Raw genomic sequence first — 22,632 nt, 5'->3', positions numbered from 1 at the left:
GGGGTTCGTGGAGTTGCGTCCGGCACGGCGCCGCGCCGCTTCGCCCAGGGACGGGCACGACAGTTGTCACAAGCCATCGGAAGGAGCGTTCATGCCGGGTCGGCTGGTGGTCGTATCGGGCGGTGGGACAGGAATCGGGAAGGCGATCGCGGCTACCTTCGCGGCAAGCGGGGACCGCGTGGTCATCATCGGACGGCGGCGGGAGGTGCTGGAGAAGGCCCGGTCCGACATCGGGGAGGACCGGATCCACGTGATGGCGGCCGACCTGCGGGACCCGGGCCAGGTGGAGCGGGCAGGAGACCGCATCGCCGCGCTCGGGGAGGTCGGCGTCCTGGTGAACAACGCGGGAGCCAACGCCACCCCGCCGACCGACGACAGCCTCCATGCCCTGTCGGCTGCCTGGCGCCACGATCTGGACACCAACCTTCTCACCGCGGTTCTGCTGACCAGTGCCCTGCGCGACCGACTGGCGCGGCCGGGGGGCCGGGTGGTCGTCATCAGTTCCACCGCGGCACAGCGCGGCGGAACCGGGGCACACTCATACGGCTCGTACGCAGCCGCGAAGGCCGGACTCCACGGTTGGAGCCTGGGGCTCGCCAAGGAACTCGGGCCCGCCGGGATCACCGTCAACGTGCTCGCACCCGGATACATCGCCGGCACGGAGATTTTCGGGGACACGGCCGATGGGGCGTTCCGGTCCAGGAAACGAGACGACACGCTGGTCGGCCGGGTTGGCACCCCGCGTGACGTGGCGGCCGCGGTCGACTACCTCGCCTCTCCCGACGCCGGCTACCTCACCGGCCAGGTCATCGGTCTCAACGGCGGGGCAGTGCTCGGACGTTGAGACCCCTCAGGCATCCCGTACGGGCGCGACGCGCAGCACCTTCTGGAGCGTATCCATGATCAGTTCAGATCAATTCTGCGACGTACTCGAGGACCAGGACGTCGGCTTCGTCAGCGGGGTTCCGTGTTCCTACTTCTCGGGCCCTATCGAGCGGCTCAGCGCCCAGGGGGTCTACGTGCCCGCTGCGAGCGAAGGGGCAGCGCTCACGATGGCCGCCGGTGCCGCCCTCCGAGGCGTCCGGACGGCCGTCATCGCCCAGAACTCCGGCCTGGGAAACATGATCAATCCGCTGACCTCTCTCCTCTTGACCTATCGGATCCCGACGCTGGTCTTCATGAGCCTGCGGGGCTGGCCCGACCCCGCGGACGACGAGCCCCAGCACGCCGTGATGGGCTCTGCGACGCATGCCCTGCTGGACGCCCTGGGAGTGGCGCACTGGACGCTGTACCAGGACAGTACGGACCTGGGTGGCATCCTTGCCGAGGCCGAGAAGGAACTGGCCCAGGGAAGACCGGCGTTCGTACTGGTCCAGAAGGGCGCTGTCGGCAAGCGTTCCGCGCCACCGCAGCAAGGAGGGGCCGGCCGTCTGACGCGGGCGGAGGCGCTGCCGCTGCTGCTGTCGAAGTTCTCCGGCCTGCCCGTCGTCTCGACCACCGGATATACCTCGCGCGAGTTGTTCGCGGCCGGCGACGCGGACTCCCACTTCTACATGCAGGGATCGATGGGACACGCGTCCGCGCTCGGCCTGGGCGTGGCCCTGGGCGCGGCTCATCAGGACGGCGGGGCCGGGCCGGTGGTCGTGCTCGACGGCGACGGCGCCGCACTCATGCACTTGGGCACGATGTCGACGATCGGGTCGCGGGCACCGATCGGTCTCGTGCACGTGCTGTTCGACAACGGTACGTACGAATCGACTGGAGCCCAGCCCACCACCTCCGGCACGGTGGACTTCGCGGCAGTGGCACGCGGGCTCGGCTATGCGTCGGCTCGCGTGTGCCGCACGCGTGAGGAGATCGAGGAGGGCGCGGAGATGATGCTGCGCACAACCGGCCCCCACTTCATGGTCGTCCCCGTCGGCCCGATCGACGGCGCCGTACCCAACCGCGCGACCTCGTCGATCTCCGCGCCGGCGTTGCACGCCCGGTTCGCATCCTTCATGAGCGCGGGCGCGACGGCAGAGGAGGACATGTGCCGATGAACGCCGACGCGTTGCACTCGAAAGCCGACCAACTGCGCCTGGACACGATGCGGATGATCGCGGCTGCCGGAGCGGGGCACCCCGGCAGTTCGCTCTCGACGATCGAGATCCTCACCACCTTGCACTACGGGGTGATGAGCCCGGGGCGAGGCCTCGTAGCGGACCGGAGACAGGGCGATCCGCTCGTGACGGACCTCGACCGTGACCGTTTCGTCCTGTCCAAGGGACACGCGGCGCCTGCTCTGTACGCGGTCCTGCTCGACCTCGGTGTCCTGCCGGAGGGGACCTGCGGCACCCTGCGCAGCCTGGGGTCCCCTCTGCAGGGACATCCGGACAGTCGGCTGACACCTGGCGTCGAGGTGAGTTCCGGGTCACTCGGCCAGGCGTTCTCGGTGGCGGTGGGCATTGCCCTCGGGCTACGGCATCGAGCGGCGCGCGCCAGGGTCTTCGCCCTGCTGGGCGACGGCGAATGCCAGGAGGGCCAGGTGTGGGAGGCCGCCATGGCGGCGGGGCAGTTGGGCCTGGACGGTCTCACCGCGATCGTCGATGTCAACGGGATCCAGCACGACGGTCCCACCGACGCGATCATGGGCGCCGCGCCGCTGGCCCGGAAGTGGGAGTCCTTCGGCTGGGAGACGGTGACGGTGGACGGACACGACTGCGCCGCGCTCGTCGAGGCCCTGCGGCCGCGCTCCCGGCCGACGGCTGTGATGGCACGCACGGTCAAGGGGCGTGGTGTGTCCTTCATGGAGGGGGCCGTGGAATGGCATTCGGTCTGTGATCAGTCCCGACTGGCAGCTGCCGTGGAGGAGTTGAGCCATGCGTGAGGCATTCGGCGACGTTCTGATGACGGCTCGGGAGCAGGACAGCCGGGTGTACGTCCTGGACGGCGACTGCGCCAGGTCGACCCGGTCCGCCCGGTTCCAGCAACGCTTTCCCGAGTCGTTTCTCAACGCGGGGATCGCAGAACAGAACATGATCGGTATGGCTGCGGGGCTGGCCTTGACAGGGTTCCGGCCGGTGGTCTCCGGCTTCTCATCGATCGTGGTCGGCCGCGGCGCGGAGCAGATCCTGCTCTCTCTCGCCCTGCCGGGGCTGCCGGTCACCATCGCCGGTCACTACGCGGGCCTCTCGGCAGGCCTTGAGGGGGCACCCCATCACGGAATCACCGATCTGGCCTTTCTCCGTGCGGTTCCGGGAATGAGCATCTGGGTACCGGCGGACAACTCCGACGTGGCTCATGCAGGGGGCGCCGCGTTGGCCGCAGAAGGTCCCGCGTACGTACGACTGAGCCGCGATCCCGTGCCTCCGGTCGCGGGCGGTCCGCTGGTGGAGGACTCGCTGCGGCTTTGGGCGGTGCCTCGGCCCAGAGTGACCCTGGTGGGCTGCGGCGTCGCCGTCGGTGTGTGCGTACGGGCAGCGGATGAACTGAACGCGCAGGGGGTTCCCACAGCGGTGGTCGGCGTGTTGCGTCTGAAGCCGTTCGCACAGGAACGGTTTCTTGACCTCGTGGGACAGTCAGAGCTGGTTGTCACGGTCGAGGAGCACACGACCATCGGGGGCCTGGGCGGATGCGTCGCGGAAGTCATCGCGGCGGAGCGCGGACCCCGGACCCTGACTCTGGGCATCGCGGACCGTTTCACTGAAACCGGCCCGCACGCTCAGCTGCTCGAACGATATGGGATCTCCTGCGAGGCGATCACAACCACCGTGCGTGACGCGCTGGGCCCGGGTGACCCTCGTGAGACAGAGGGCGGGTGGCTGTCTGTGCCGCTTTCCGGAGGAGCGCGCCGTAAATGATCACCAGGACTGTGCGGGTGCACGCGGGGACTCCACCGCATCCATCGGCCGAGGGTCGTGTTGCGGCGAGCGGGACACGGCACGGCGCGGTGAACGCGGTCGCTCCTGCGCCGATGACCATGACTGATACCTGGAACAGGGTGGGTACCGCCTTCGATGCTCTCGCCCGTTGCCCGGGCTCGGCCCTCGCGGTCCGGCCGGTGTCGGCACCATGACGCGGGGTGTCGACCAGAGGACGTTCCGCGACGCCATGGCCGCCGTCGCCTCCCCGGTCGCCGTGGTCACGGCGATGGACGGAGAGCGCCCACACGGCAGCACAGTCAGTGCGTTCGCGTCCCTGTCGCTGACGCCTCCCATGGTGCTGGTGTCCCTGGACAAACGCTCGCAACTGCTTGCGATCGTCCGGCGGATCGGCCTCTTCGGCCTCAACGTCCTGGGCGCGCACCAGGTCAATCTCGCTACTGCTTTCGCTCGGACAAGTACCGAGAAGTTCCGGGGCGTCCACTGGTTCCCCAGCGAGGGGCTGCCTCGCCTGCCCGGCTCGGCAGCATGGATCGCCTGCAGGCTGGCCGACACCGTCGATGCCGGGGACCACATCGTCCTTCTGGCTCACGCCGTCGTCAGCGAGGCGGGCAGCGTGCAACCTCTCACCTACCACCGACGTTCCTTCGGCACGCACAGACCGTTCCTCTGATCGATGTGCGGGACCGCGGTAGCCGAGGCTGCTGTGCGGTCGGTGCAAGTTGTGCCATCCCTCGACCTCGACAAAGTCGAAGACTGCGGTGCGGGCCGCGGCCCGGCTGGGCCAGGTTCTCGTGTCGAGCAACAGGCGGATGCCGAACTCCGTTGTCAGGGTGGCGAATTGCTGACTGGTGTCTGACACAGCCACGATCCGAGTGAAGGATTACCGGCCGGGTGCGAACTGCCGCAGGACGAGGCCGGGACGGGAGGCGGCGCGAGGGTCGGGGACGGTGGTCAGGTGCCGTCGTCCGCGGTGGCGGCCCTCCAGGCCCGCCGCCCGCATCAGCCCGGCGACGCGGCGCCGTCCGCAATGGGCACCCCCACGCCAGTCAGACCGTAACCATCACCAGCCCGCGCCAGTGGAACGGCCTGGCGGATCCCTACCTCTACAACGCCGGCGTCGAGATCCACGACATCACCGCGGGCGCGGACAGGATCGCGGATGTGGTGACCGAACGCCTGGGCCTTCGGTCCGTCGCGGTCGACGCCAACACCGGCTTCCAGCTCAATGGCAGCTACCTCGGCCTGCACGGCGTCAACAGGTGGGGGACCGACATGGGGGAGGGGGAGGCACGGTCTCGTGTGACCGGGAATCCCGCGGGGGTCGACGCGACGTCCATCGCGCGGCCGGGGCCAAGGCATCCCCACGGCAGGGCATCCCCACCCGCCGGGGGCGGTGGGGATGCCGATGACGTCGTGCGCGACCGGAGGCCCCCAGGGCGGTCCGTACGGACTCCGTGGGGCGTCAGGCGCCCGGGTGCAGGCCGGGCCAGCCGGGTGTCGGGTCGCCCTTGACCTCGCCGAAGTAGAGGGCGAAGGTCTGCTTCAGCTGCTCGACCTGGGCCCGGTCCTCCATGAAGCGGGGGAACCCGTCCAGGTTGGCGTTCGGGTACTCCCAGATCGGCTTCAGGCCGGCGGGCGGCGCGATGTCCGTGCGCACCGACCAGTTGTTGGAGGTCTGACGCTCGGTGGACAGCTGCCAGTTGAGGTAGAGCTTGGCCGCCGTGGGGTTGGCGGCCTGCTTCAGGATGGCGAGCCGCTGTCCCCACGCCATGAACGGGTGCCCGTCGGTCATCATCCAGCGGTTCGGGCTGGTGGCGAGCGGGTTGCCACCCGTGCCGACGCCGATGATCTTCTCCTTGTTGGTGACCGCGGTGCCGGGGGAGAAGGAGCCGCGGGCGAACTGCGGCTGCTGGGCGGCGAAGCCGGCCACCCAGTCCCAGCCGTAGGTCTTGGCGTAGAGGGCGAAGAGATAGAGCACCGCGTCGTCGTCGTGCGGGTAGGAGGAGGCGATGGCGCCCTTCCAGCGGGGGTCGGCCAGGTCCAGCGGCGTCCGCGGCGCGTTCGCTCCGGCCGCGGCAACGTCGTACAGGTAGCTGAAGGCGATGACCATGCCGGCCACCCAGGCGCCGTCCGGGTCCTTGAACTTCTTGTGGAGTTTGCTGAAGCCGGCGGGCTTGTAGCGGAGCAGCCGCCCCTGGCGCTTCCAGCGGGTGAAGTCGTGCAGCGTCTGCAACTGCACCAGGTCGGGGACCAGGGTGTCGGTCGCGAACTGGTTGTCCACGCGGACGTCGTGGTACTTGCTGTAGTCCACGATGAGGTTGAGGTCGATCTGCGGGAACCGCTGGCGGAAGGCGGTTCGGGCGCCGGCGCCGCTGCCCGAGTTGGCGAGGTCGCCGCCCGCGTAGATCACGAGCTTGCCGCCTTCGGCGATGGCTGCCTGGTACAGCTCGTCGAGGGTCCTGGTCTCCTCGGTGCCGGCGCCCTTCGCGGCGGGGGCGGCCGCGGCGGGGGACGCGGTGGCGCCGAGTGCGCCGAGACCGAGCGCGGCGCCTGCGCCGGTGGCGAGGAGGCGTCGTCGGCTGGGAAGGCTGTTCATTTGGTTAACCCATTCTGCGTGGGGGCAGGGGTGTTCCCGGCGTACGGGCGGTTGACCGCCTCGGCCGGGACGGTGGGAGTGGAAACGGCCAAACCGGTGTACTGCTGCGGATTGCCCGGCAGGTCCATATCAACCCCATGTCATCTCGCCCTGGCGGACGCGATCTAGTTGTCTGACAAGACTGTATCTGACGAGTCAGGATCTCTCGCGGGGGGTGCACGCGGTGTGATGTGAGTCGCATGGGATCGGTGGGGACATGTGGGAGCCGGATTCGCGGCGGGCGGGGCGGCGTAGGAGGGTGCCGGATCCCCAGCAAAGTTGTGCATTATCTTGACGGCCGCAAGAAATAAGCCCTACATTCCTGCACGTCTTCGTTCAGTGCACTGAGCATCTGTCCGGTCCCGCTCCGTAAACCGCCCCCCATTCAGGAGCCGCTCCATGCCCGCAGACACCCGTCCCCCCACCGGTCCCACCGGCCCCACCCGCCGTACCCGTCGCACCCGCTCGCGTGTCGCCCTCGCCGTCCTGGCCGCGCTGACCTCCGCGGCCCTCACCACGCTTCCCTCCTCCGCCGCCCAGCCGGAGGCCGCCGTCACCGGGCATCTCACCGGCACCCTTTCCGACGGCGCCACCTGGATCGCCGATGTGCCCGACAACTGGAACGGCACCCTTCTGGTGTTCAGCCACGGCTTCGGCACCCTGGTCGCGAGGAACGCCCCCAGCGACGCCGTACGCACCGCGCTGCTCGCCAAGGGCTATGCGATGGCCGGGTCGTCGTACGATCCGAACGGTTCGATGTGGGCCCTGAACAGCGCCGCGCGAGACCAGTTCGCCACCATCGACGCCGTCGCCGCGAAGATCGGCAAGCCGACGCGCACGCTGGCCATCGGCAGTTCGATGGGCGGCCTCGTCAACGCGCAGCTGGCCCGGGACGGCGGCGGGCGCATCGACGGCGCGCTCGGCCAGTGCGGGCTGGTCGCGGGAGCGAACGACCTCGAGAACTACCAGCTGGACGCCGAGTACACGATCGCCCGTCTGCTGCTGCCCGAGCAGGACGTCAAGCTCGTACGGTTCGGCACGACCGCCGAAGCCGCCGCCACCGCCGATCTGCTCACCAAGGCGGTCACCGCCGCCCAGGCCACCCCCCAGGGCCGGGCCCGCGTCGCGCTGGCCGCCGCCTTCCTCAACCTGCCCGCCTGGGCGCCGGGCAAGGACCGGCCGGCCCCGACCGACTGGGCGGGTCAGCAGGAGCAGCAGTACGCGTGGTTCGCGCAGGGCATCCTGTCGTTCGTCGAGGGCGGACGGTACGCCATCGAGCAGTCCGTCGGCGGCAACAACTCCTGGAACAAGGGGGTGGACTACGCCCGTCTGCTCGCCGATTCGCAGCACGCGCCGCAGGTCCGCGCCCTCTACCGGGCCGCCGGCCTCGATCTGCGCGCCGACCTGCGCACACTGACCTCGGGTGCCACCATCACCGCCGATCCCGCCGCCGTCCGCACAGCGCAACGGACCTCCTCCGCGGGCCAGGGGCTCGAGGTGCCCCTGCTCGACATCCACACCACCGCCGACAACCTGGTCCCGGTGGAGCAGGAGAACCGCTTCGCCGCCCGCGTGCGCGCCTCGGGGGACGGCGCGTTGCTGCGGCAGGCCTACGTCGAGCGGCAGGGCCACTGCGTGTTCACCACCGCCGAGACGGTGGCCGCCCTGCACGCCCTCGAACACCGTGTCGAAACCGGCCGGTGGGACGACGTGGCGACCCCGGCCGCGCTCCAGAAGTCCGCCACCGCGCTCGGCCTGGACGGGGCGGCCTATGTCCCGTACCGCCCGGCGAACCTGTCGGTCGGCCGCGACGCCTCGGCGTACAAGGCGCACGACTCGCACGCCTCGTACAAACCGTAGGTTTCAGGCGCGTGCCCCCTGGGGCGAGGTCGAGGTCTCGCCCCAGGGCTGGAACGTCTCGGTGACCTGCCGTGTGCGCAGCTGTTCCAGCGTCTCCAGTTGCCGCTCGGCGCGTTGGAGCAGGCCGTCGAGTCGTCCGGGGTCCAGGCGGTCGTCGGCGTCGGCCAGTCGGCGCAGCGTCCGCCAGGCGGCGGCCTTGCCCTCCACGCCCAGCCGCAGCAGCTCCAGCTCCAGCATGGGGGCGAGCGGAGAGCGCCGTACGACCCGGCCGTTGGGCTTGAGCCGGCCCATCCGCTCGGCCAGCCGGCCCGCGACGAGCTTGTAGCGGCGGACGGGGACGTCGAGCGACCGCATGACCCGCAGCAGGGCGGTACGGTCCTCGGCGATCTCGTCCGCGATCGGCCCCACGGCGTCGGAGAGCGCCGGGTCCCGCTCGGCCTCGGCCTCGGCGAGCGACCGGGCCCGGTCCGTACCGAGGGTGGCTCCGGCGAGATGGTCGTTGAGGTAGATGCCGAGCAGGTCCGTGTCGGTCGGGGTCGGACGGTCGTACATGGGACCACTCCCTTTCCCTTGGGATCGACGGAGTCGGTGGCCGAGTACCCCCGGCGACGCGGTCACACCGTCCCGAATCCGGTCGCCCCCGGCTGAGCCGATCCGGCGCTCGCGGGTACCCGGTGCGCCACGGAGGCGGACACAGGACGTCCGGCTCGGCAGCCGAGGAGGTACGGAATGGGACTGCGCAACCAGGTCGTGGTGGTGACCGGCGCGTCCGGCGGCATCGGACGCGCCACGGCCGAGGCCTTCGCACGCAAGGGATGCGCCGTCGTGCTCGCCGCGCGCCGCGAGGAGGCGCTGGAGGCGACCGCTCAGGAGTGCACGCGGCATCGCGGGGCCCGGGCGCTGGTCGTACCGACCGACATGACGGACGCCAAGGCGGTCGACGACCTGGCGCGGCGGGCGGTCGAGGAGTTCGGCCGGATCGACGTCTGGGTCAACAACGCCGCCGTCAATGCCTTCGGCCGCTTCGAGGACGTACCGCTGGAGGACTTCCGCAGGGTCCTCGACGTCAACGTCATGGGCTATGTGCACGGCGCCCGGGCGGCTCTGCGCGCCATGCGGGAGAACGGCCCCGGCGGGCGGAACGGCACCGGGACGCTGATCAACATCTCGTCCATCGTGGGCGCCGTCTCCCAGCCCTACAGCCATCCGTACAGCATGTCGAAGCACGCCGTACAGGGGCTCGGGCAGAGTCTGCGGCAGCAGTTGCGGGTGGAGGGCACGAAGGGCATCCACGTGTGCACGGTGATGCCCGCGACCATCGACACCCCGCACTTCGAGCACGCGGCGAACTACACCGGCCGCAAGGTGGTCGCGATGCCCCCGGTGTACAGCCCGGAGCGGGTCGCCAAGGCGGTCGTGGACCTGGCCCGCCATCCCCGCCGCGAGGTGGTGGTCGGCCCGGCGGGCCGCGCGCTGGTACGTCAGTCACGTATGGCGCCGGGACTCGCCGAACGGGCCATGGCACGGCAGACGGACAAGGGCCACCTCGACCACGACGAGGAGGCCCCGGCCACGCACGGCGCACTGCACGTCCCCGCCCCCGGCGAGGGAGCCGTGCACGGCGGCTGGCACGGCCGCCGACGTACGGCGATGCGCAGGACGGCCACCGTCGCGGCCCTGGCGGGAGCGGCTGTGACGGCCGGCCGCCGGATGAGCCGGGGCGCGACGGCCGCCTGAGCGGCCTGAACGGCGGTCCGCTGTACGACCACCCCCCGCGCTCGCCAGGCACCACGCGCCGCTGCCGTCAGCTCGCGACCGGCACCGGTACCCGGACGCCCTCGATGACGAATCCGCTGCGTACCCGGGACGGCATGCGGTTCAGCGGGATCCTCAGGTCCTGTGCGGGCACCGCGTACTCCAGGCCGGCCAGGCGCGGCCCGAGGGCGCGCAGCAGGGCGATCGTGATGTCCTCCCCGGGGCAGCGGTGACCGTCGGCGCGCTCGCCGCCGCCCTGGGGGATCAGCTCGTCGCGGGCCGGCGGGTGATCCAGGAAGCGGCGCGGGTCGAAGGTGTACGGGTCCGGGAAGACGTCCGGGTCGTGGTTCTGGCCGTACAGGTCGAGCAGGACCAGCGCGCCGGACGGGATTGCCTCTCCCTGCCACCGCAGGTCGGTGACGGCCCGGCCGCCGAGGAAGGGGGCGAACGGGTAGAAGCGCCGCACCTCGTGGGCGAAGGCCACGGCGTACGCGGTGTCGTCCTCGCGCAGCCGCTCCCGGATGTCGGGGGCGCGGTGCAGCGCGTGAGCGGCGTAGGTGACGAACCAGCACACCGCGACGGTCGGCCGGATGACGTTGAGCAGTTCGACCGCGGCCGTGTGCGGGTCGAGGTGCCGGCCGTCGGCGTCCCGGTGCAGGACCACCACGTCGAGCGCCGAGCCGGTCGGCGCGGTGGCGGTGCCCCGCCGTACGTCCTCGACCAGGGCCGCGAGCCATGCCTCGGCGCGGGAGCGGGCGCGCCGGGCCCGCCAATGGCGTGGGCCCGGCGTGGCGAAACCGTCGACCATGGCGACCAGGTCCCCGGCCACCTCGTCGGCGTCGGCGAGGGGCAGACCGGCCCACCGGCAGACACCCCTGGTGAGGATGCGGCTCGCCTCGTCGAAGACGACGACCGAGGGGCGGCCGGGCCACGACGCCACGGACTCGTCCCACTCCCCGGTGACCTCCTCCACGACCCCGGTGACCGCCCGCGCCCCGGTGAGCAGGGAGAGGAACATGCCCTTGCGGACGCGATGGGCGTGTCCGTCCAGGGTGTGCACGGCTCCCTGGCCGAACAGGGTGCTCAGTACGGGCCCGGGGAGCGCCGTCGCCCGCTCCACGTGCTGTTCGTCGTAGAAGAACCGGACGGCGTCCGGCCCGTACAGGGCGACCGTGTGCTGCCCCATCAGCCGGGTGCGCACGACGGGGCCCGAGGCGTGGCGCCGGCGGTCGGGCAGCCAGGCGTACCCCTTGGTGAGCAGGGCGAGCGAGCTGTCGGCGAGCGGGGAGCGGGGACTGTGATCCATGGCTGGCCGAGTGCCCCTCGGGCCTGGCCGGAAACGCGGCATCCGGGTGAGTCCCGGCCGTTTCCGCCCAAAGGCCACGGGTGCCTGGCCGTGGCCCTGCACGGGTGATGGCCCACGCCCGCGCCGAGGAACGCTACGAGTTCATCCACATCCGCCGCACCGCGGACCCCGCCCGCCTCACCTCCCTGGCCGGCGCCGTCAAGGCGGCCGAGGTGATGGCCCCCACCTGCCCCCATCCGGGCACCGAGTCCGCGGCCAAGAACATGACACTCGGCCCGGTGGCCGCGCTGATCGACCGTACGAGGGACGCGGTCCGCTCGGCCATGGACAAGGACGGCTGAGCCGCAGCACTCCGAGGGGCCGTGCCGGCCACCGTGCGCCATGGCCGGAACGGGCCCGCACCCCCTCTGCGTATCGCGTCGGTCAGGAGGGGGTGGCGGGTGCTTTCGACTCCGTGCGGTGTGGCCGTGTCGTGACGAGGGGTGTCGTCAGGTCGTCCAGGAGGCGTTGGGTGTCCGCGGTCAGTCCGCCGAGTTCGGGAGTGGTCTCGGCGTGGCCGCGTGCGAGGACGCGCGTCAGTCGGCCGTGCGCTGCCGCCGCCGTCTCCGCCGCCTCGGTCCTGTCGCCCTCCTCGGCGGCGAGCACGTCGCCGGCGGCCCGCAGCAGGGTCGCGAGGATGCCGGGCACGCCGTCCGGCAGCACGGTGACCTCCGTCAGGGTGCGCGTCGTCGCCCTGATGTCCTCGGCGATCCGGTCCCAGACGAGGTCCCACTCGGCCTGGGGAGGCGGGGACAGGGACCTGCGCATCCGGTGTCCGGGGTTGAGCCGGTAACTCTCGTCCGACCAGCGCCGCGCCGACCGCAGCTCCGTCACCACGTCGGTGATCCACACCGCCCTGTCGTACCAGCGAAGGGCCTGCTCCCGGTCGTACGGTCCGTCGAGGCCGTCGGCGGCTGTGTGCAGCAGGTCGGCGCACTCCTCGGGCAGCCGCCCCCTCAGTCGGCGGACGTTGCGCGAGTGCACCGGCGGCAGGACGAAGGCGTTCACGCAGATGCCGATGACCGCGCCCAGCAGGGTCTCCAGCAGCCGGTGCAGGATGTCGAACCCGGTGTACGAGCCGTAGCCGAGCACGAAGAGGGCGGCCGTCGGGGCGTACAGGCCCTCCGCGCCGAAGCGGGCGTAGTTGCCGAGCAGCACGGTGAGCGGTAACGCCAGGGCCATCGCCGCCATGGTGTTCCGGGTCAGCGCGCCCGCGCCCGCGGCGAGCAGCGTGCCCGTCACCACCACGGCGAACTGCTGCAACCCCGACACGAGCGACCGGTAGACGGTGCGCTGGACGAGGAACAGCGCGGTCCACGGCGCCAGCAGGGCCATGGGCGCGTTCCACCACCAGCCCGCCAACGCCCAGGCCAGCAGCGCGGCGCCCGCCGCCTTGAGGGACTGTACGGCCGTGTCGCGCTCGGGCCCGGCCTCGGTGACGCACCTGCGTGCCGAGCGCCGTACGGAGGCGGCTTCCTGGCGGATCGAGCGCCAGACGATCCGACCGGTGTACCCCTTCCCCTTCCCCTTCCCCTCCGTCACGGGAGCGGGGTGCCGCCCGTGGCGTTCAGGATCTCCGCGGTGACGAAACTCGCGTGGTTCGAGGCGAGGAAGACGAACGCCGGTGCGATCTCGGCCGGTTGGGCGGGCCTGCCGAGCGGTGACTGCTTGCCGAACTCCGCCGTGTCCGGGAGCGTCGCCGGGATCAACGGAGTCCACACCGGTCCCGGCGCCACGGCGTTGACGCGGACCCCGTCGGAGGCCACCATCTGCGCGAGCCCCTGCGTGAAGGTCACGATGGCGCCCTTCGTCATCGCGTAGTCGAGCAGATGCGGACTCGGCTTGTACGCCTGCACGGACGTGGTGTTGATGATGGAACCCCCTGCGGGGATGTGCGGCAGCGCCAGCTTGCAGAGCCAGAACATGCCGTACAGGTTGGTGCGCACCACCCGGTCGAACTGTTCCGTGGAGATCGCTTCGATGCCGTCCGGCTGGGACATCTGGTAGGCGGCGTTGTTGACGAGGACGTCGATACGGCCGAACTCGTCGACGGCACGCTCCACCAGCTTGCGGCACTGCTCCTCCTCGCGGATGTCGCAGACCACGGCGACGGCCGTGCGGCCCGCCTCCTCGACGAGGCGCACCGTCTCGGCGGCCTCCTTCTCCTCCTCCGGCAGGTGGGTGAACAGCACGTCGGCGCCCTCGCGGGCGTAGGCGAGGGCCACCGCGCGCCCGATACCGGAGTCCCCGCCGGTCACCACCGCCTTGCGGTCGCGGAGGAGCCCGCTGCCTTCGTAGGAGTCCTCGCCGTGGTCGGGCGGCGGGTCCATGGGGCCGGTCCAGCCGGGGTGCGGCTGATCCTGCTGCGGAAAGTCGGGGCGTGGGTGCTTGTCGGTGGGGTTCTCGGGCACGGGAACTGCTCCTCGGTCGGGGGGTCGTCTGAGGGGGTGAGCCACTCCTCGGAGTGCCCCCGCCGACGTGATCCACACGGACCGAGACCCGGTTCACGCCGGGACTCGTACACATGTGCGTGGTGACAGCATCCGGTTCCGTGAGGGGCCCGTTTGAGTCCGGGGAAGCGGGGCACCTGGTCCGCAGGTGCTTGGGATCACAGGCCCGCCGCGGGAGGCCGACCACTGGCCGACGTCGGGTGCGTGCCACCCGGAGCTCTCCCGCCGCAACCCCCCATTTCTCAAGGGAGAGCTCTCATGCTGATGGCCCACCCCACCGTCCTCGCCGACCTGCTCGAGAGGTACGAGATCCTGCGCGCCCGCCACGACCAGGAGAACAGCGCCCAGTCACTCCAGCGCCTGAACGACGTCTCCTACACCCTGTGCGTCGCCACCGGCACCCGTGACATCGCCGCCGCGCTGAAAGCCGCCCGCCACCGTGTCCTGGGCGCCCGTTCGAAGAGCGACAGGGACAGGGTGGACCACACCATCAAGGCCGACCTCTGACGGGGTCGTTGGGAGGCACGCGTGGACGCCGTTTCCGTGGACCGGATCGCACGCCCCTGGGGCAGCCGAACGCCGTACGGAAGGCACGAGCCGTGGCCCGCGCGCGTGGACACCCATCTGGCGGCGGGTGTCGAACCGGCGCAGGTGCAGCGGTGGGTGCAGTCCGCCTCCCTCCTCCACTCCGACGGCGACGCGATGGACATCGCGGTCGTCGACGGCCGGATGGTCGGGGTGCGGGGCCGCGCGCGGGACCGGGTCAACCGCGGCCGGCTCGGACCCAAGGACCTCTTCGCCTGGCAGGCCAACGCCGCCCCGGACCGGCTGACCAAACCCCTGGTCCGCCAGGACGGGCGGCTGGTGGAATGCGACTGGGACACCGCGATGGAGCGGATCGTCACCCGCTCCAAGGACCTGCTGCGGGAACGCGGCCCGGGATCCGTCGGCTTCTACACCAGCGGGCAGCTGTTCCTGGAGGAGTACTACACGCTCGCGGTGCTGGCCCGGGCCGGGATCGGCACCAACCACCTGGACGGCAACACCCGGCTGTGCACGTCCACCGCCGCCGAGGCGCTGAAGGAGTCCTTCGGCTGCGACGGACAGCCGGGCAGCTACGACGACATCGACGACGCCGACGTGATCGCGCTGTTCGGGCACAACATCGCCGAGACCCAGCCCGTGCAGTGGATGCGGATCCTGGACAGGCTGGAGGGCGCCGACCCGCCCCGGCTGCTGTGCGTCGACCCGCGCCCCACGCGCGTGGCCCGCCGGGCGGCCGTACACCTCGCGCCGCGCGGCGGCACGAACGTGGCCCTGCTCAACGCACTCCTCCACGAGATCATCCGTACGGACCTAGTCGACCACGACTACATCGAGGCGCACACCGTCGGCTTCGAGGAACTGGCCTCCCAGGTCGAGGAGTGCACCCCGCGGTGGGCCGCCGGGATCTGCGACCTGCCCGCCGCCCGGATCACCGAGGCCGCCGAGCTCCTCGGTACGGCCGACCGGCTCCTGTCGACCGTGCTCCAGGGCGTCTACCAGTCGCACCAGGCCACCTCCGCGGCCGTACAGATCAACAACCTGCACCTGATCCGCGGCATGCTCGGCAGGCCGGGCGCCGGCGTGCTGCAGATGAACGGTCAGCCCACCGCCCAGAACACCCGCGAGTGCGGTGCCAACGGCGACCTGCCCGGCTTCCGGAACTGGCAGAACGACGAGCACATCGCCGACCTGGCCCGGGTGTGGAACGTCGACCCGAAGACGATCCCGCACTACGCCCCGCCCACCCACGCGATGCAGATGTTCCGCTACGCCGAGCAGGGCTCGATCGGCATGCTCTGGATCAGCGGGACCAACCCGGCGGTCTCCCTGCCGGAACTGTCCCGCATCCGGTCGATCCTCGAACAGGAGCGGCTCTTCGTCGTCGTCCAGGACCTGTTCCTGACCGAGACCGCCCAGCTCGCCGACGTGGTCCTGCCCGGAGCCACCTGGGGCGAGAAGACCGGGACGTTCACCAACGCCGACCGCACGGTCCATCTGTCCGACAAGGCGGTCGAACCACCCGGCGAAGCCAGGCCCGACCTGGACATCTTCCTCGACTACGCGACGCGGATGGACTTCCGCGACAAGGACGACGGCCCACTGATCGACTGGCACGACCCCGAGTCCGCCTTCGAGGCGTGGAAACGCTGCAGCGCCGGCCGCCCCTGCGACTACACCGGCCTCACCTACGACAAACTGCGCGCCGGAAGCGGCATCCAGTGGCCCTGCGACGAACAGGCCCCGGACGGCACGCCCCGCCTCTACACCGACGGCGTCGACTGGGCCCGCCCCGACCTCTGCGAGTCCTACGGCAAGGACCTGGTGACCGGCGCCGCGAACGAGGCCACCGTCTACCGCGCCCTCAACCCGGACGGCAGGGCCGTCATCAAGGCCGCCGCCTACCTGCCACCGCACGAGAAGCCGGACGACGCATACCCGTTCCAACTGCTCACGGGCCGCACCCTCTACCACTTCCACACCCGTACGAAGACCGGTCGCACGCCCCAGCTCAACGCCGCCGCTCCCGAGGTCTGGGTCGAGGCGTCCGTGTCCGACGCGATCCGGCTCGGACTCCACGAGGGCGACCTGGTCGACGTCACCACCCCTCGCGGTGCCGTACGGGCGCGGCTGCGCGTCACCGACATCCGCGCCGGACTGCTGTTCGTCCCCTTCCACTACGGCTACTGGGACACCAAGGCCGGACACGCCCCGAACGGCGACACACCCGGGCGGGCCGCGAACGAGACGACCGTCACCGACTGGGACCCGGTCTCCAAGCAGCCCCTGTTCAAGACGGCGGCCGCCGCCCTCCACCTCGCACAACGCGGAGACGGCCAAGCCGCCCCCGCACCGACGACCACGGCCTCGGCCCCGGCACACGCGGACTCCGTACCGGCCACCACGGGCGGCCGGGACGCCCTCGTCACGGAGGCGACCGAATGAACGGCGTCACCCACACCCTGAACGCCCTCCACCACGGCGAGAAGCGGCTCGCCGACCGCCTGACGACGACGGCCGAACGCCACAGTGCGGAGCACGAGGTCCACCATGTGGCCACGGATCTCGCCCGCTGGTCCCGCGAACACGCTCAACGCCTGGCGCAGGCCGCCCAGGACCGGGACACCGAGCTGATGCCCGACCCCGACCCGGACACCGACGACCTGCCGGCCTGGACGACGGACGGCCACCCCGAGCCGGGACTGCTGCTCCTGCACGAACTGCGGGAACTGCACCTGGCCGCCACGGAGAACTCCCTCCTCTGGGAGATGCTCGCCCAGGTGGCGCAGGCCACCAGCGACGACGAACTGCTCACCCTGGCGTCGTCGTGCCATCCACAGACCCTGCGTCAGATGCGCTGGACCAACACCATGATCAAGACCCTCTCCCCGCAGATCCTGTCGAGTCTTTGACGGTCCCGTTTCAGCCCTCTGGAAGCGTGTGCCACCTGCGGAAGCCGTTGCCCGTCTAGGCTGCTGACCGCGCATCTGAGCAGGTTGGCGCAGTGAACGGGCGGATTGCGGTCTACGGGAGGGCTGACCTCATGAGCAGGGTCTGGTTCATCACCGGTGCGAGCAGTGGTTTCGGACGTGCCGTCGCCGAGGCGGCGGTCGCCGCGGGTGACGTGGTCGTCGGTGCCGCACGGCGTACGGGCGCGTTGGACGGCTTCGTGGCCGCCCACCCCAAACAGGTCCAGGCCCTGCGCCTGGACGTCACGGACCTGGCCGCGGTGGAGGTCGCCATCCAGGACGTCCTCGCCTGGCACGGACGGATCGACGTCCTGGTCAACAACGCGGGACGTACGCACGTCGGTGCCGTCGAGGAGACCACGGACGCCGAACTCCGTGACCTGTTCGACCTGCATGTGTTCGGTCCCGCCGCGCTCGTACGGGCCGTCCTGCCGCACATGCGGCAGCGGGGGTCGGGCGCGATCGTGCAGATGAGCAGCGTGGGCGGACAGCTCTCCGCGCCGGGTTTCGGGGCGTACAGCGCGACCAAGTTCGCGTTGGAGGGCATGTCGGAGGCGCTCGCGGCGGAGGTCCGGCAGTTCGGGATCAAGGTGCTGATCGTCGAACCGGGGGCTTTCCGGACCGAGTTGTTCGACAGCGGACGCGCGGGTGCCAGCCGGGACCTCGGCGTCTACACCCGTACGGTGGGCGAGACGCGCCGAATGGTCGCGGACGGGGACGGCACCCAGCCCGGTGACCCCGCCAAGGCGGCGGCCCTGATCCTGGCCGCCCTGGACGCCGACGCCGGCCACACCCCGCTGCGCCTGCCGCTCGGCGATGACGCGGTGACCGCCGTGCTCGGCCATCTCGACCAGGTACGGGGTGACGTGGCCGGCTGGGAGAAGCGCGCGAGGGCGACGGGCTTCGACGACGCCTGACGCTCCGGCGGAGCGGGCATCAGGCCGGCGACGTCGGCACCGTTGCTGACGCCAGGCCGGTCTTGAGCCCCGCTCCGCACAGCGGCACCACCGCCGTCCTCGCCCCGAGCACCGCTCCCTCCCGTACGGCGGCCCAGCAGGCCACCCCGGTCGACTCCACGTACAGCCCCTGGGACGCCAAGTCGCTCTGCGCGTGCCGGATCTGGTCCTCCGTCACGGTCAGGAACGTCCCTCCCGAGTCGCGTACCGCGCGCAGGATCTGGCGGGCCCGGGGCGGGTCGGGGATCGCGATGCCCTCCGCGAGGGTGGGCGAGGCCGGGGGCGGGGCACTGCCGGTGAGGTCGGTGGCGCCCTCCGCCCAGGCGTGCGCCAGCGGGGCGACGGCCGCGGCCTGTACGGCGTACAGCGCGGGGCGCCGGTCGATGAGGCCCGCCGAGTGCAGTTCGGCGACGGCGAGGGCGGCGCCGAGCAGCAGGGTGCCGTTGCCGACGGGGACGACGATGACATCGGGCAGACGCCCGCCCATGTCCTCCCACAGCTCGTGGACGTACGTCTTGGTGCCGTGCAGGAAGTACGGGTTGTAGACGTGGGAGGCGTAGAACGTCCCCGGTACGTCCGCCGCCTCACGCGCCGCCGCAGCGGTGGCCGCCCGGTCCCCGCCGACGACGTTCACGCGAGCCCCGTGGGCCTGGATCTGCTCCAGCTTCTTCGCGGAGGTGCCCTCGGGGACGTACACCGTGCAGGGCAGGCGGGCGCGGGCACAGTACGCGGCGATCGCCGTCCCCGCGTTGCCGCTGCTGTCGGCGATGACCTGCCTCGGCTCCAGACGAAGGGCGAGCTCGGCCAGGAGCACGGCGCCCCGGTCCTTGAAGGAGAGGGTCGGCATCAGGAAGTCGAGCTTGGCCGAGATGCCGTCACGGAGTTCTACGAGGGGGGTGCGGCCCTCGCCGAGGGTGGTCGTGGGAGAGGCGAGGGGGAGCGTCTCCGCGTACCGCCAGAGGGAGTTGACCCTGCCGCCCAGGGACTTGAGGGGCGCCGGGGTCGGGACGAAGTCGAGGTCCAGGGGCCCCCGACAGAGAGGACAGCACCAGACGAGGGTCCCGGCGGGGACACGGGTGCCGTCCGAGGGGCAGTAGGAGTCCGGCAGTGGGGTCATGTACGCAGAGTAGTTGCCACCCACCCGCCCGTTCACCTTCGTGTCCAGCTCAGGCACTCCAGCCCGTCCGGCGTTCGAGGACGAGGCCCCTTCAGGGCCGAAAGCGGGGGTCTGGGGGCGCAGCCCCCAGTGGGCCCCTCTGGGGGAGGGACGGGTAGGGGCGGCGGGGGCGAAACTCCCTTACCATGCGCCAAGTCGCACGCCAGTTCACACCACCCCGACGAGGAGCCCGGCACTCGTGGCCATACCCCCGCCCCCCGGACCCGACCAGCCGCCGTACCCCTCGTACCCGGGCCACCCCCAAAACGCCCCGCAGAGCCACCCCAGCCCCTACGCCAACCCCTACCCCACCCCCCAAAGCCCCTACGCCCCCTGGCCCCAGGGCTACTCCCCGTACAACAATCCCACCCCCGTCAACGGCGTCGCCATCGCCTCCCTCGTACTCGGCATCCTCTGCTTCCTCCCCGCCCTCGGCCTCATCCTCGGCATCATCGCCCTCGCCCAGATCCGCAAGAAGGGCGAGCGCGGAAAGGGCATGGCCGTCACGGGCGCCGTGCTGTCGACCGTCGGACTCGCCCTGTGGGCCCTGCTGCTCGGCACCGGCGGCCTGACCGCGGCCTGGGACGGCTTCAAGGACGCCGCCGACGACAGCAACAGCACCTTCTCCCTCGTCAAGGGCGACTGCTTCGACGCCCCCGACGGCTCCCTCGAAGGCATCGCCTACGACGTCGACACCGTCCCCTGCTCAGGTACGCACGACGGTGAGGTCTTCGCCTCCTTCAAGCTGCCGGCCGGCTCCTACCCCGGCGACGACCGCGTCACCGACATCGCCGACGACCGGTGCTACGCCCTCGAGGACAGCTACGCGATGGACGCCTGGGCCGTGCCCGACGACGTCGACGTCTACTACCTCACCCCGACCCGCCAGAGCTGGCGGGCCGGCGACCACGAGGTCACCTGCGTCTTCGGCAGCGTCGACGCTAACGGCAGCCTCACCGGTTCGCTGCGCAAGGACGAGACGACGCTCGACCCCGACCAGTTGGCGTACCTGAAGGCGGCCCATGTGCTCAACGCGGCGATGGACACGGCGCCCGACGAGGAGTACGTCGAGGACGACCTCCCCGGGCACAGGAAATGGGCACAGCGGGTGACGGCCGCGCTCGACGAGCAGGCGCGCCTGCTCACCGAACACCGGTTCGCCGCGGCCCACGCGCCGAGCGTCGCCGTCTTGGTGAGGGATCTGCGCAACGCGCGCGTGGAGTGGGCGAAGGCGGCCCAGGCGGCCGACGCGGACACCTTCTACGACCACTACGACGCCGGTGACAAGCTGCTCGACGTCAACCGCACGATCACCGCCCGTAAGGCTCTGGGACTGGCGACGAGCCCGCCCTCCTACGAGCAGGGCGGCAGCGGCGACGAAGGCAACGACGGAAGCGGTGGCGGAAACGGGGGCGGTGACGGTGACGGGGACACCGGAATCGAGGTGTAGGGAGAAATCGCTGCGCGGCTGCCCTCGTCATGCCTTCTGAAGGCGCAAGTCATCACATCGAGTGATTCTCTGGCCCCTGCTTGCGTGTCACAACCCATGGTTGCCACGCTGTTGCTGTCTGTACAACCTGATGGGAGCGGCCCGTGACATTCGGTGAGCAGCCGGCCTACCTGCGTGTCGCGGGTGATCTACGAAACAAGATCGTCGACGGTTCGCTCCCACCTCACACCCGCCTCCCGTCCCAGGCCAGGATCAGGGAGGAGTACGGCGTCTCGGACACGGTCGCGCTGGAAGCGCGCAAGGTGCTCATGGCCGAGGGCCTCGTCGAGGGCCGCTCCGGGTCGGGCACGTATGTGCGTGAGCGGCCCGTGCCGCGCCGTATCGCCCGCTCCGGCTTCCGTCCGGAGGGCGGCGCGACACCGTTCCGCCAGGAGCAGTCCGACGCGGAGGCGCGCGGCACCTGGGAGTCCAGCAGCGCGCAGACCGGGGCGAGCGCCGCCGTCGCCGAGCGGCTGCGGCTGCGGCCCGCCGACCGCGTGATGTGCACGAAGTACGTCTTCCGGGATGCGGGTGAGGTGATGATGCTGTCCACCTCCTGGGAACCCCTGGTCCTGACGGGCCGTACGCCGGTGATGCTGCCCGAGGAGGGTCCGCTCGGCGGGATGGGGGTCGTCGAGCGGATGGCGGCGATCGACGTGATCGTGGACAACGTCACGGAGGAGGTCGGCGCCCGCCCCGGCCTGGCCGAGGAACTCCAGGCCCTCGGGGGGGTCCCCGGTCATGTGGTGCTCGTAGTGCAGCGCACGTACTACGCCTCGGGGCGCCCGGTAGAAACAGCAGACGTCGTAATCCCGGCGGACCGCTACCAGGTGGCGTACCACCTACCGGTGAAGTAACCCCAGCAGACCGCTCGCCGGGCCTTCGGCCGCCCGCCCCCCCGGGGGTGCGTCCGACTGCCGCCGGGCCTGCGTCCGACTGGCCCCGCGCCTGCGCCGACTGACCCCAGGCCTGCCGCCGTCTGGTCCCAGGCCTGCCGCCGTCTGGTCCCAGGCCTGCGGCCGATTGCTCCTGGGCCTGCGGCCCACTGCCCTGGGCCTGCCGCCTACCGCCCCGGGGCCTGCTGCCAACCGGCGCCGGGCGTGTGGCCCACTGCCCACGCGCCTGCGGTCGGCCGACCCCCGGGCGTACGGCCGACTACCCCTGGGCGTGCGGTCGGCCAAATCAACGGGCCTGCGGGCCACGGTCCCCGGGCCTGCGGGCCACGGTCCCCGGGCCTGCGGGCCACGGTCCCCGGTCCCCGGGCCTGCGGGCCACGGTCCCCGGGCCTGCGGGCCACGGTCCCCGGGCCTGCCGCCCACTGCCCACGCGTCTGCCGCCGACAACCCCGGGGCCTGCTGCCAACCGGCGCCGGGCGTGCGGCCCACTGCCCACGCGCCTACGGTCGGCCGACCCCCGGGCGTACGGCCGACTACCCCTGGGCGTGCGGTCGGCCGATCCCGGGTGTGCGGCCCACTGCCCCGGGCCTGCTGTCGACCGACCGCCGGGCGTGCGGCCGACTACCCCCTGGGCGTGCGGTCGGCCGACTCCCGGGCCTGCGGCCGCTGTTGCGAGGCGTGCGGTCTGCCGATCCCCGGGCCTGCGGCCCAC

20 protein-coding genes and 1 pseudogene are annotated in these 22,632 nt (G+C 71.4%); 14 read left to right on the top strand and 7 right to left on the bottom strand.

The features are described 5' to 3' along the window. Positions 1-91: 91 nt before the first annotated feature. The 5 genes from PV396_RS40760 to PV396_RS40740 all read left to right on the top strand — a co-directional run bounded on the left by PV396_RS40760 (position 92) and on the right by PV396_RS40740 (position 4,536). Entirely contained in the window at positions 92-844 is a 753-nt protein-coding gene (locus tag PV396_RS40760) for an SDR family oxidoreductase (RefSeq protein ID WP_319213386.1), read from the top strand. 55 nt (positions 845-899) lie between these two features. Further along, entirely contained in the window at positions 900-2,042 is a 1,143-nt protein-coding gene (aepY, locus tag PV396_RS40755; protein WP_319213385.1) for a phosphonopyruvate decarboxylase, read from the top strand. After that, on the top strand, positions 2,039-2,869 hold the full coding sequence (locus PV396_RS40750; RefSeq protein ID WP_319213384.1) for a transketolase: 831 nt from the start codon (positions 2,039-2,041) through the stop codon (positions 2,867-2,869). Before aepY ends, PV396_RS40750 begins: the two co-directional genes overlap by 4 nt. Before the next feature lie 46 nt (positions 2,870-2,915). Further along, on the top strand, positions 2,916-3,842 hold the full coding sequence (locus PV396_RS40745; protein ID WP_319213383.1) for a transketolase family protein: 927 nt from the start codon (positions 2,916-2,918) through the stop codon (positions 3,840-3,842). A gap of 211 nt (positions 3,843-4,053) precedes the next feature. Then, positions 4,054-4,536 carry a flavin reductase family protein gene (locus PV396_RS40740; RefSeq protein WP_319213382.1) on the top strand — a complete coding sequence of 161 codons (483 nt, stop codon included), beginning with the start codon at positions 4,054-4,056 and terminating at the stop codon, positions 4,534-4,536. A 329-nt stretch (positions 4,537-4,865) separates the two neighbouring features. Here the strand turns inward: PV396_RS40740 and PV396_RS40735 are convergent, their stop codons facing one another. Together PV396_RS40735 and PV396_RS40730 are read right to left on the bottom strand one after the other, a co-directional pair. Then, entirely contained in the window at positions 4,866-5,114 is a 249-nt protein-coding gene (locus PV396_RS40735; protein ID WP_319213381.1) for a hypothetical protein, read from the bottom strand. Positions 5,115-5,328: 214 nt separating this feature from the next. Next, complete coding sequence (locus PV396_RS40730; RefSeq protein WP_319213380.1) at positions 5,329-6,462, bottom strand: ABC transporter substrate-binding protein; 1,134 nt, start codon at positions 6,460-6,462, stop codon at positions 5,329-5,331. Between the two features lie 438 nt (positions 6,463-6,900). Here PV396_RS40730 and PV396_RS40725 point away from each other — a divergent pair, with 438 nt between their 5' ends. Next, complete coding sequence (locus PV396_RS40725) at positions 6,901-8,361, top strand: alpha/beta hydrolase (protein WP_319213379.1); 1,461 nt, start codon at positions 6,901-6,903, stop codon at positions 8,359-8,361. 3 nt (positions 8,362-8,364) lie between these two features. On the opposite strand, the gene PV396_RS40720 is transcribed toward PV396_RS40725, so the two are convergent. Beyond that, the gene (locus PV396_RS40720) at positions 8,365-8,913 is read right to left on the bottom strand and encodes a hypothetical protein (RefSeq protein WP_319213378.1); all 549 of its coding nucleotides are present in this window, start codon (positions 8,911-8,913) and stop codon (positions 8,365-8,367) included. Positions 8,914-9,090: 177 nt separating this feature from the next. Between PV396_RS40720 and PV396_RS40715 the strand changes: the two genes are divergently transcribed. Then, positions 9,091-10,098, top strand: a complete 1,008-nt coding sequence (locus PV396_RS40715; protein WP_319213377.1) for an SDR family oxidoreductase — start codon at positions 9,091-9,093, stop codon at positions 10,096-10,098. 67 nt (positions 10,099-10,165) lie between these two features. Here the strand turns inward: PV396_RS40715 and PV396_RS40710 are convergent, their stop codons facing one another. After that, entirely contained in the window at positions 10,166-11,422 is a 1,257-nt protein-coding gene (locus tag PV396_RS40710) for a cytochrome P450 (RefSeq protein ID WP_319213376.1), read from the bottom strand. A 104-nt stretch (positions 11,423-11,526) separates the two neighbouring features. Between PV396_RS40710 and PV396_RS40705 the strand changes: the two are divergent. Further along, positions 11,527-11,763: pseudogene (locus PV396_RS40705) on the top strand (hemerythrin domain-containing protein); the annotation flags it as partial. Between the two features lie 82 nt (positions 11,764-11,845). Here the strand turns inward: PV396_RS40705 and PV396_RS40700 are convergent. Then, entirely contained in the window at positions 11,846-13,003 is a 1,158-nt protein-coding gene (locus tag PV396_RS40700) for an FUSC family protein (RefSeq protein WP_319213375.1), read from the bottom strand. Next, a complete protein-coding gene (locus PV396_RS40695; protein WP_319213374.1) occupies positions 13,000-13,872 on the bottom strand; it encodes an SDR family oxidoreductase in 873 nt (290 codons plus the stop codon). The genes PV396_RS40700 and PV396_RS40695 overlap by 4 nt, the downstream gene beginning before the upstream one ends. Positions 13,873-14,169: 297 nt before the next feature. On the opposite strand from PV396_RS40695, the gene PV396_RS40690 reads away from it, so the two are divergent. The 4 genes from PV396_RS40690 (at position 14,170) to PV396_RS40675 (ending at position 18,340) form a co-directional block, all read left to right on the top strand. Continuing rightward, a complete protein-coding gene (locus PV396_RS40690) occupies positions 14,170-14,418 on the top strand; it encodes a DUF5133 domain-containing protein (protein ID WP_319213373.1) in 249 nt (82 codons plus the stop codon). 21 nt (positions 14,419-14,439) lie between these two features. Next, on the top strand, positions 14,440-16,899 hold the full coding sequence (locus PV396_RS40685; protein WP_319213372.1) for a nitrate reductase: 2,460 nt from the start codon (positions 14,440-14,442) through the stop codon (positions 16,897-16,899). Continuing rightward, positions 16,896-17,366, top strand: a complete 471-nt coding sequence (locus tag PV396_RS40680; RefSeq protein WP_319213371.1) for a hypothetical protein — start codon at positions 16,896-16,898, stop codon at positions 17,364-17,366. Before PV396_RS40685 ends, PV396_RS40680 begins: the two co-directional genes overlap by 4 nt. A gap of 131 nt (positions 17,367-17,497) precedes the next feature. Then, the gene (locus PV396_RS40675; RefSeq protein ID WP_319213370.1) at positions 17,498-18,340 is read left to right on the top strand and encodes an SDR family NAD(P)-dependent oxidoreductase; all 843 of its coding nucleotides are present in this window, start codon (positions 17,498-17,500) and stop codon (positions 18,338-18,340) included. 19 nt (positions 18,341-18,359) lie between these two features. On the opposite strand, the gene PV396_RS40670 is transcribed toward PV396_RS40675, so the two are convergent. Continuing rightward, entirely contained in the window at positions 18,360-19,496 is a 1,137-nt protein-coding gene (locus tag PV396_RS40670; RefSeq protein WP_319213369.1) for a pyridoxal-phosphate dependent enzyme, read from the bottom strand. Positions 19,497-19,734: 238 nt separating this feature from the next. Here PV396_RS40670 and PV396_RS40665 point away from each other — a divergent pair, with 238 nt between their 5' ends. Both PV396_RS40665 and PV396_RS40660 read left to right on the top strand, forming a co-directional pair. Then, entirely contained in the window at positions 19,735-20,985 is a 1,251-nt protein-coding gene (locus PV396_RS40665) for a DUF4190 domain-containing protein (protein ID WP_319213368.1), read from the top strand. 143 nt (positions 20,986-21,128) lie between these two features. Next, positions 21,129-21,881, top strand: a complete 753-nt coding sequence (locus PV396_RS40660) for a GntR family transcriptional regulator (RefSeq protein ID WP_319213367.1) — start codon at positions 21,129-21,131, stop codon at positions 21,879-21,881. Positions 21,882-22,632: the final 751 nt, after the last annotated feature.

The sequence above is a fragment of the Streptomyces sp. ME02-8801-2C genome (assembly GCF_033793965.1).
Classification (GTDB): domain Bacteria; phylum Actinomycetota; class Actinomycetes; order Streptomycetales; family Streptomycetaceae; genus Streptomyces.
Note: the sequence above shows the minus strand (reverse complement) of the source record. Positions and strands in the feature narration are given on the sequence as shown.

What these genes read in the sequence shown, in the direction of transcription:
- PV396_RS40760 (WP_319213386.1), top strand. Translation starts at nt 92, where the DNA reads ATGCCGGGTCGGCTGGTGGTCGTATCGGGCGGTGGGACAGGAATCGGG.
- aepY (WP_319213385.1), top strand. Translation starts at nt 900, where the DNA reads ATGATCAGTTCAGATCAATTCTGCGACGTACTCGAGGACCAGGACGTC.
- PV396_RS40750 (WP_319213384.1), top strand. Translation starts at nt 2,039, where the DNA reads ATGAACGCCGACGCGTTGCACTCGAAAGCCGACCAACTGCGCCTGGAC.
- PV396_RS40740 (WP_319213382.1), top strand. Translation starts at nt 4,054, where the DNA reads ATGACGCGGGGTGTCGACCAGAGGACGTTCCGCGACGCCATGGCCGCC.
- PV396_RS40730 (WP_319213380.1), bottom strand. Translation starts at nt 6,462, where the DNA reads ATGAACAGCCTTCCCAGCCGACGACGCCTCCTCGCCACCGGCGCAGGC.
- PV396_RS40725 (WP_319213379.1), top strand. Translation starts at nt 6,901, where the DNA reads ATGCCCGCAGACACCCGTCCCCCCACCGGTCCCACCGGCCCCACCCGC.
- PV396_RS40720 (WP_319213378.1), bottom strand. Translation starts at nt 8,913, where the DNA reads ATGTACGACCGTCCGACCCCGACCGACACGGACCTGCTCGGCATCTAC.
- PV396_RS40715 (WP_319213377.1), top strand. Translation starts at nt 9,091, where the DNA reads ATGGGACTGCGCAACCAGGTCGTGGTGGTGACCGGCGCGTCCGGCGGC.
- PV396_RS40710 (WP_319213376.1), bottom strand. Translation starts at nt 11,422, where the DNA reads ATGGATCACAGTCCCCGCTCCCCGCTCGCCGACAGCTCGCTCGCCCTG.
- PV396_RS40690 (WP_319213373.1), top strand. Translation starts at nt 14,170, where the DNA reads ATGCTGATGGCCCACCCCACCGTCCTCGCCGACCTGCTCGAGAGGTAC.
- PV396_RS40680 (WP_319213371.1), top strand. Translation starts at nt 16,896, where the DNA reads ATGAACGGCGTCACCCACACCCTGAACGCCCTCCACCACGGCGAGAAG.
- PV396_RS40675 (WP_319213370.1), top strand. Translation starts at nt 17,498, where the DNA reads ATGAGCAGGGTCTGGTTCATCACCGGTGCGAGCAGTGGTTTCGGACGT.
- PV396_RS40670 (WP_319213369.1), bottom strand. Translation starts at nt 19,496, where the DNA reads ATGACCCCACTGCCGGACTCCTACTGCCCCTCGGACGGCACCCGTGTC.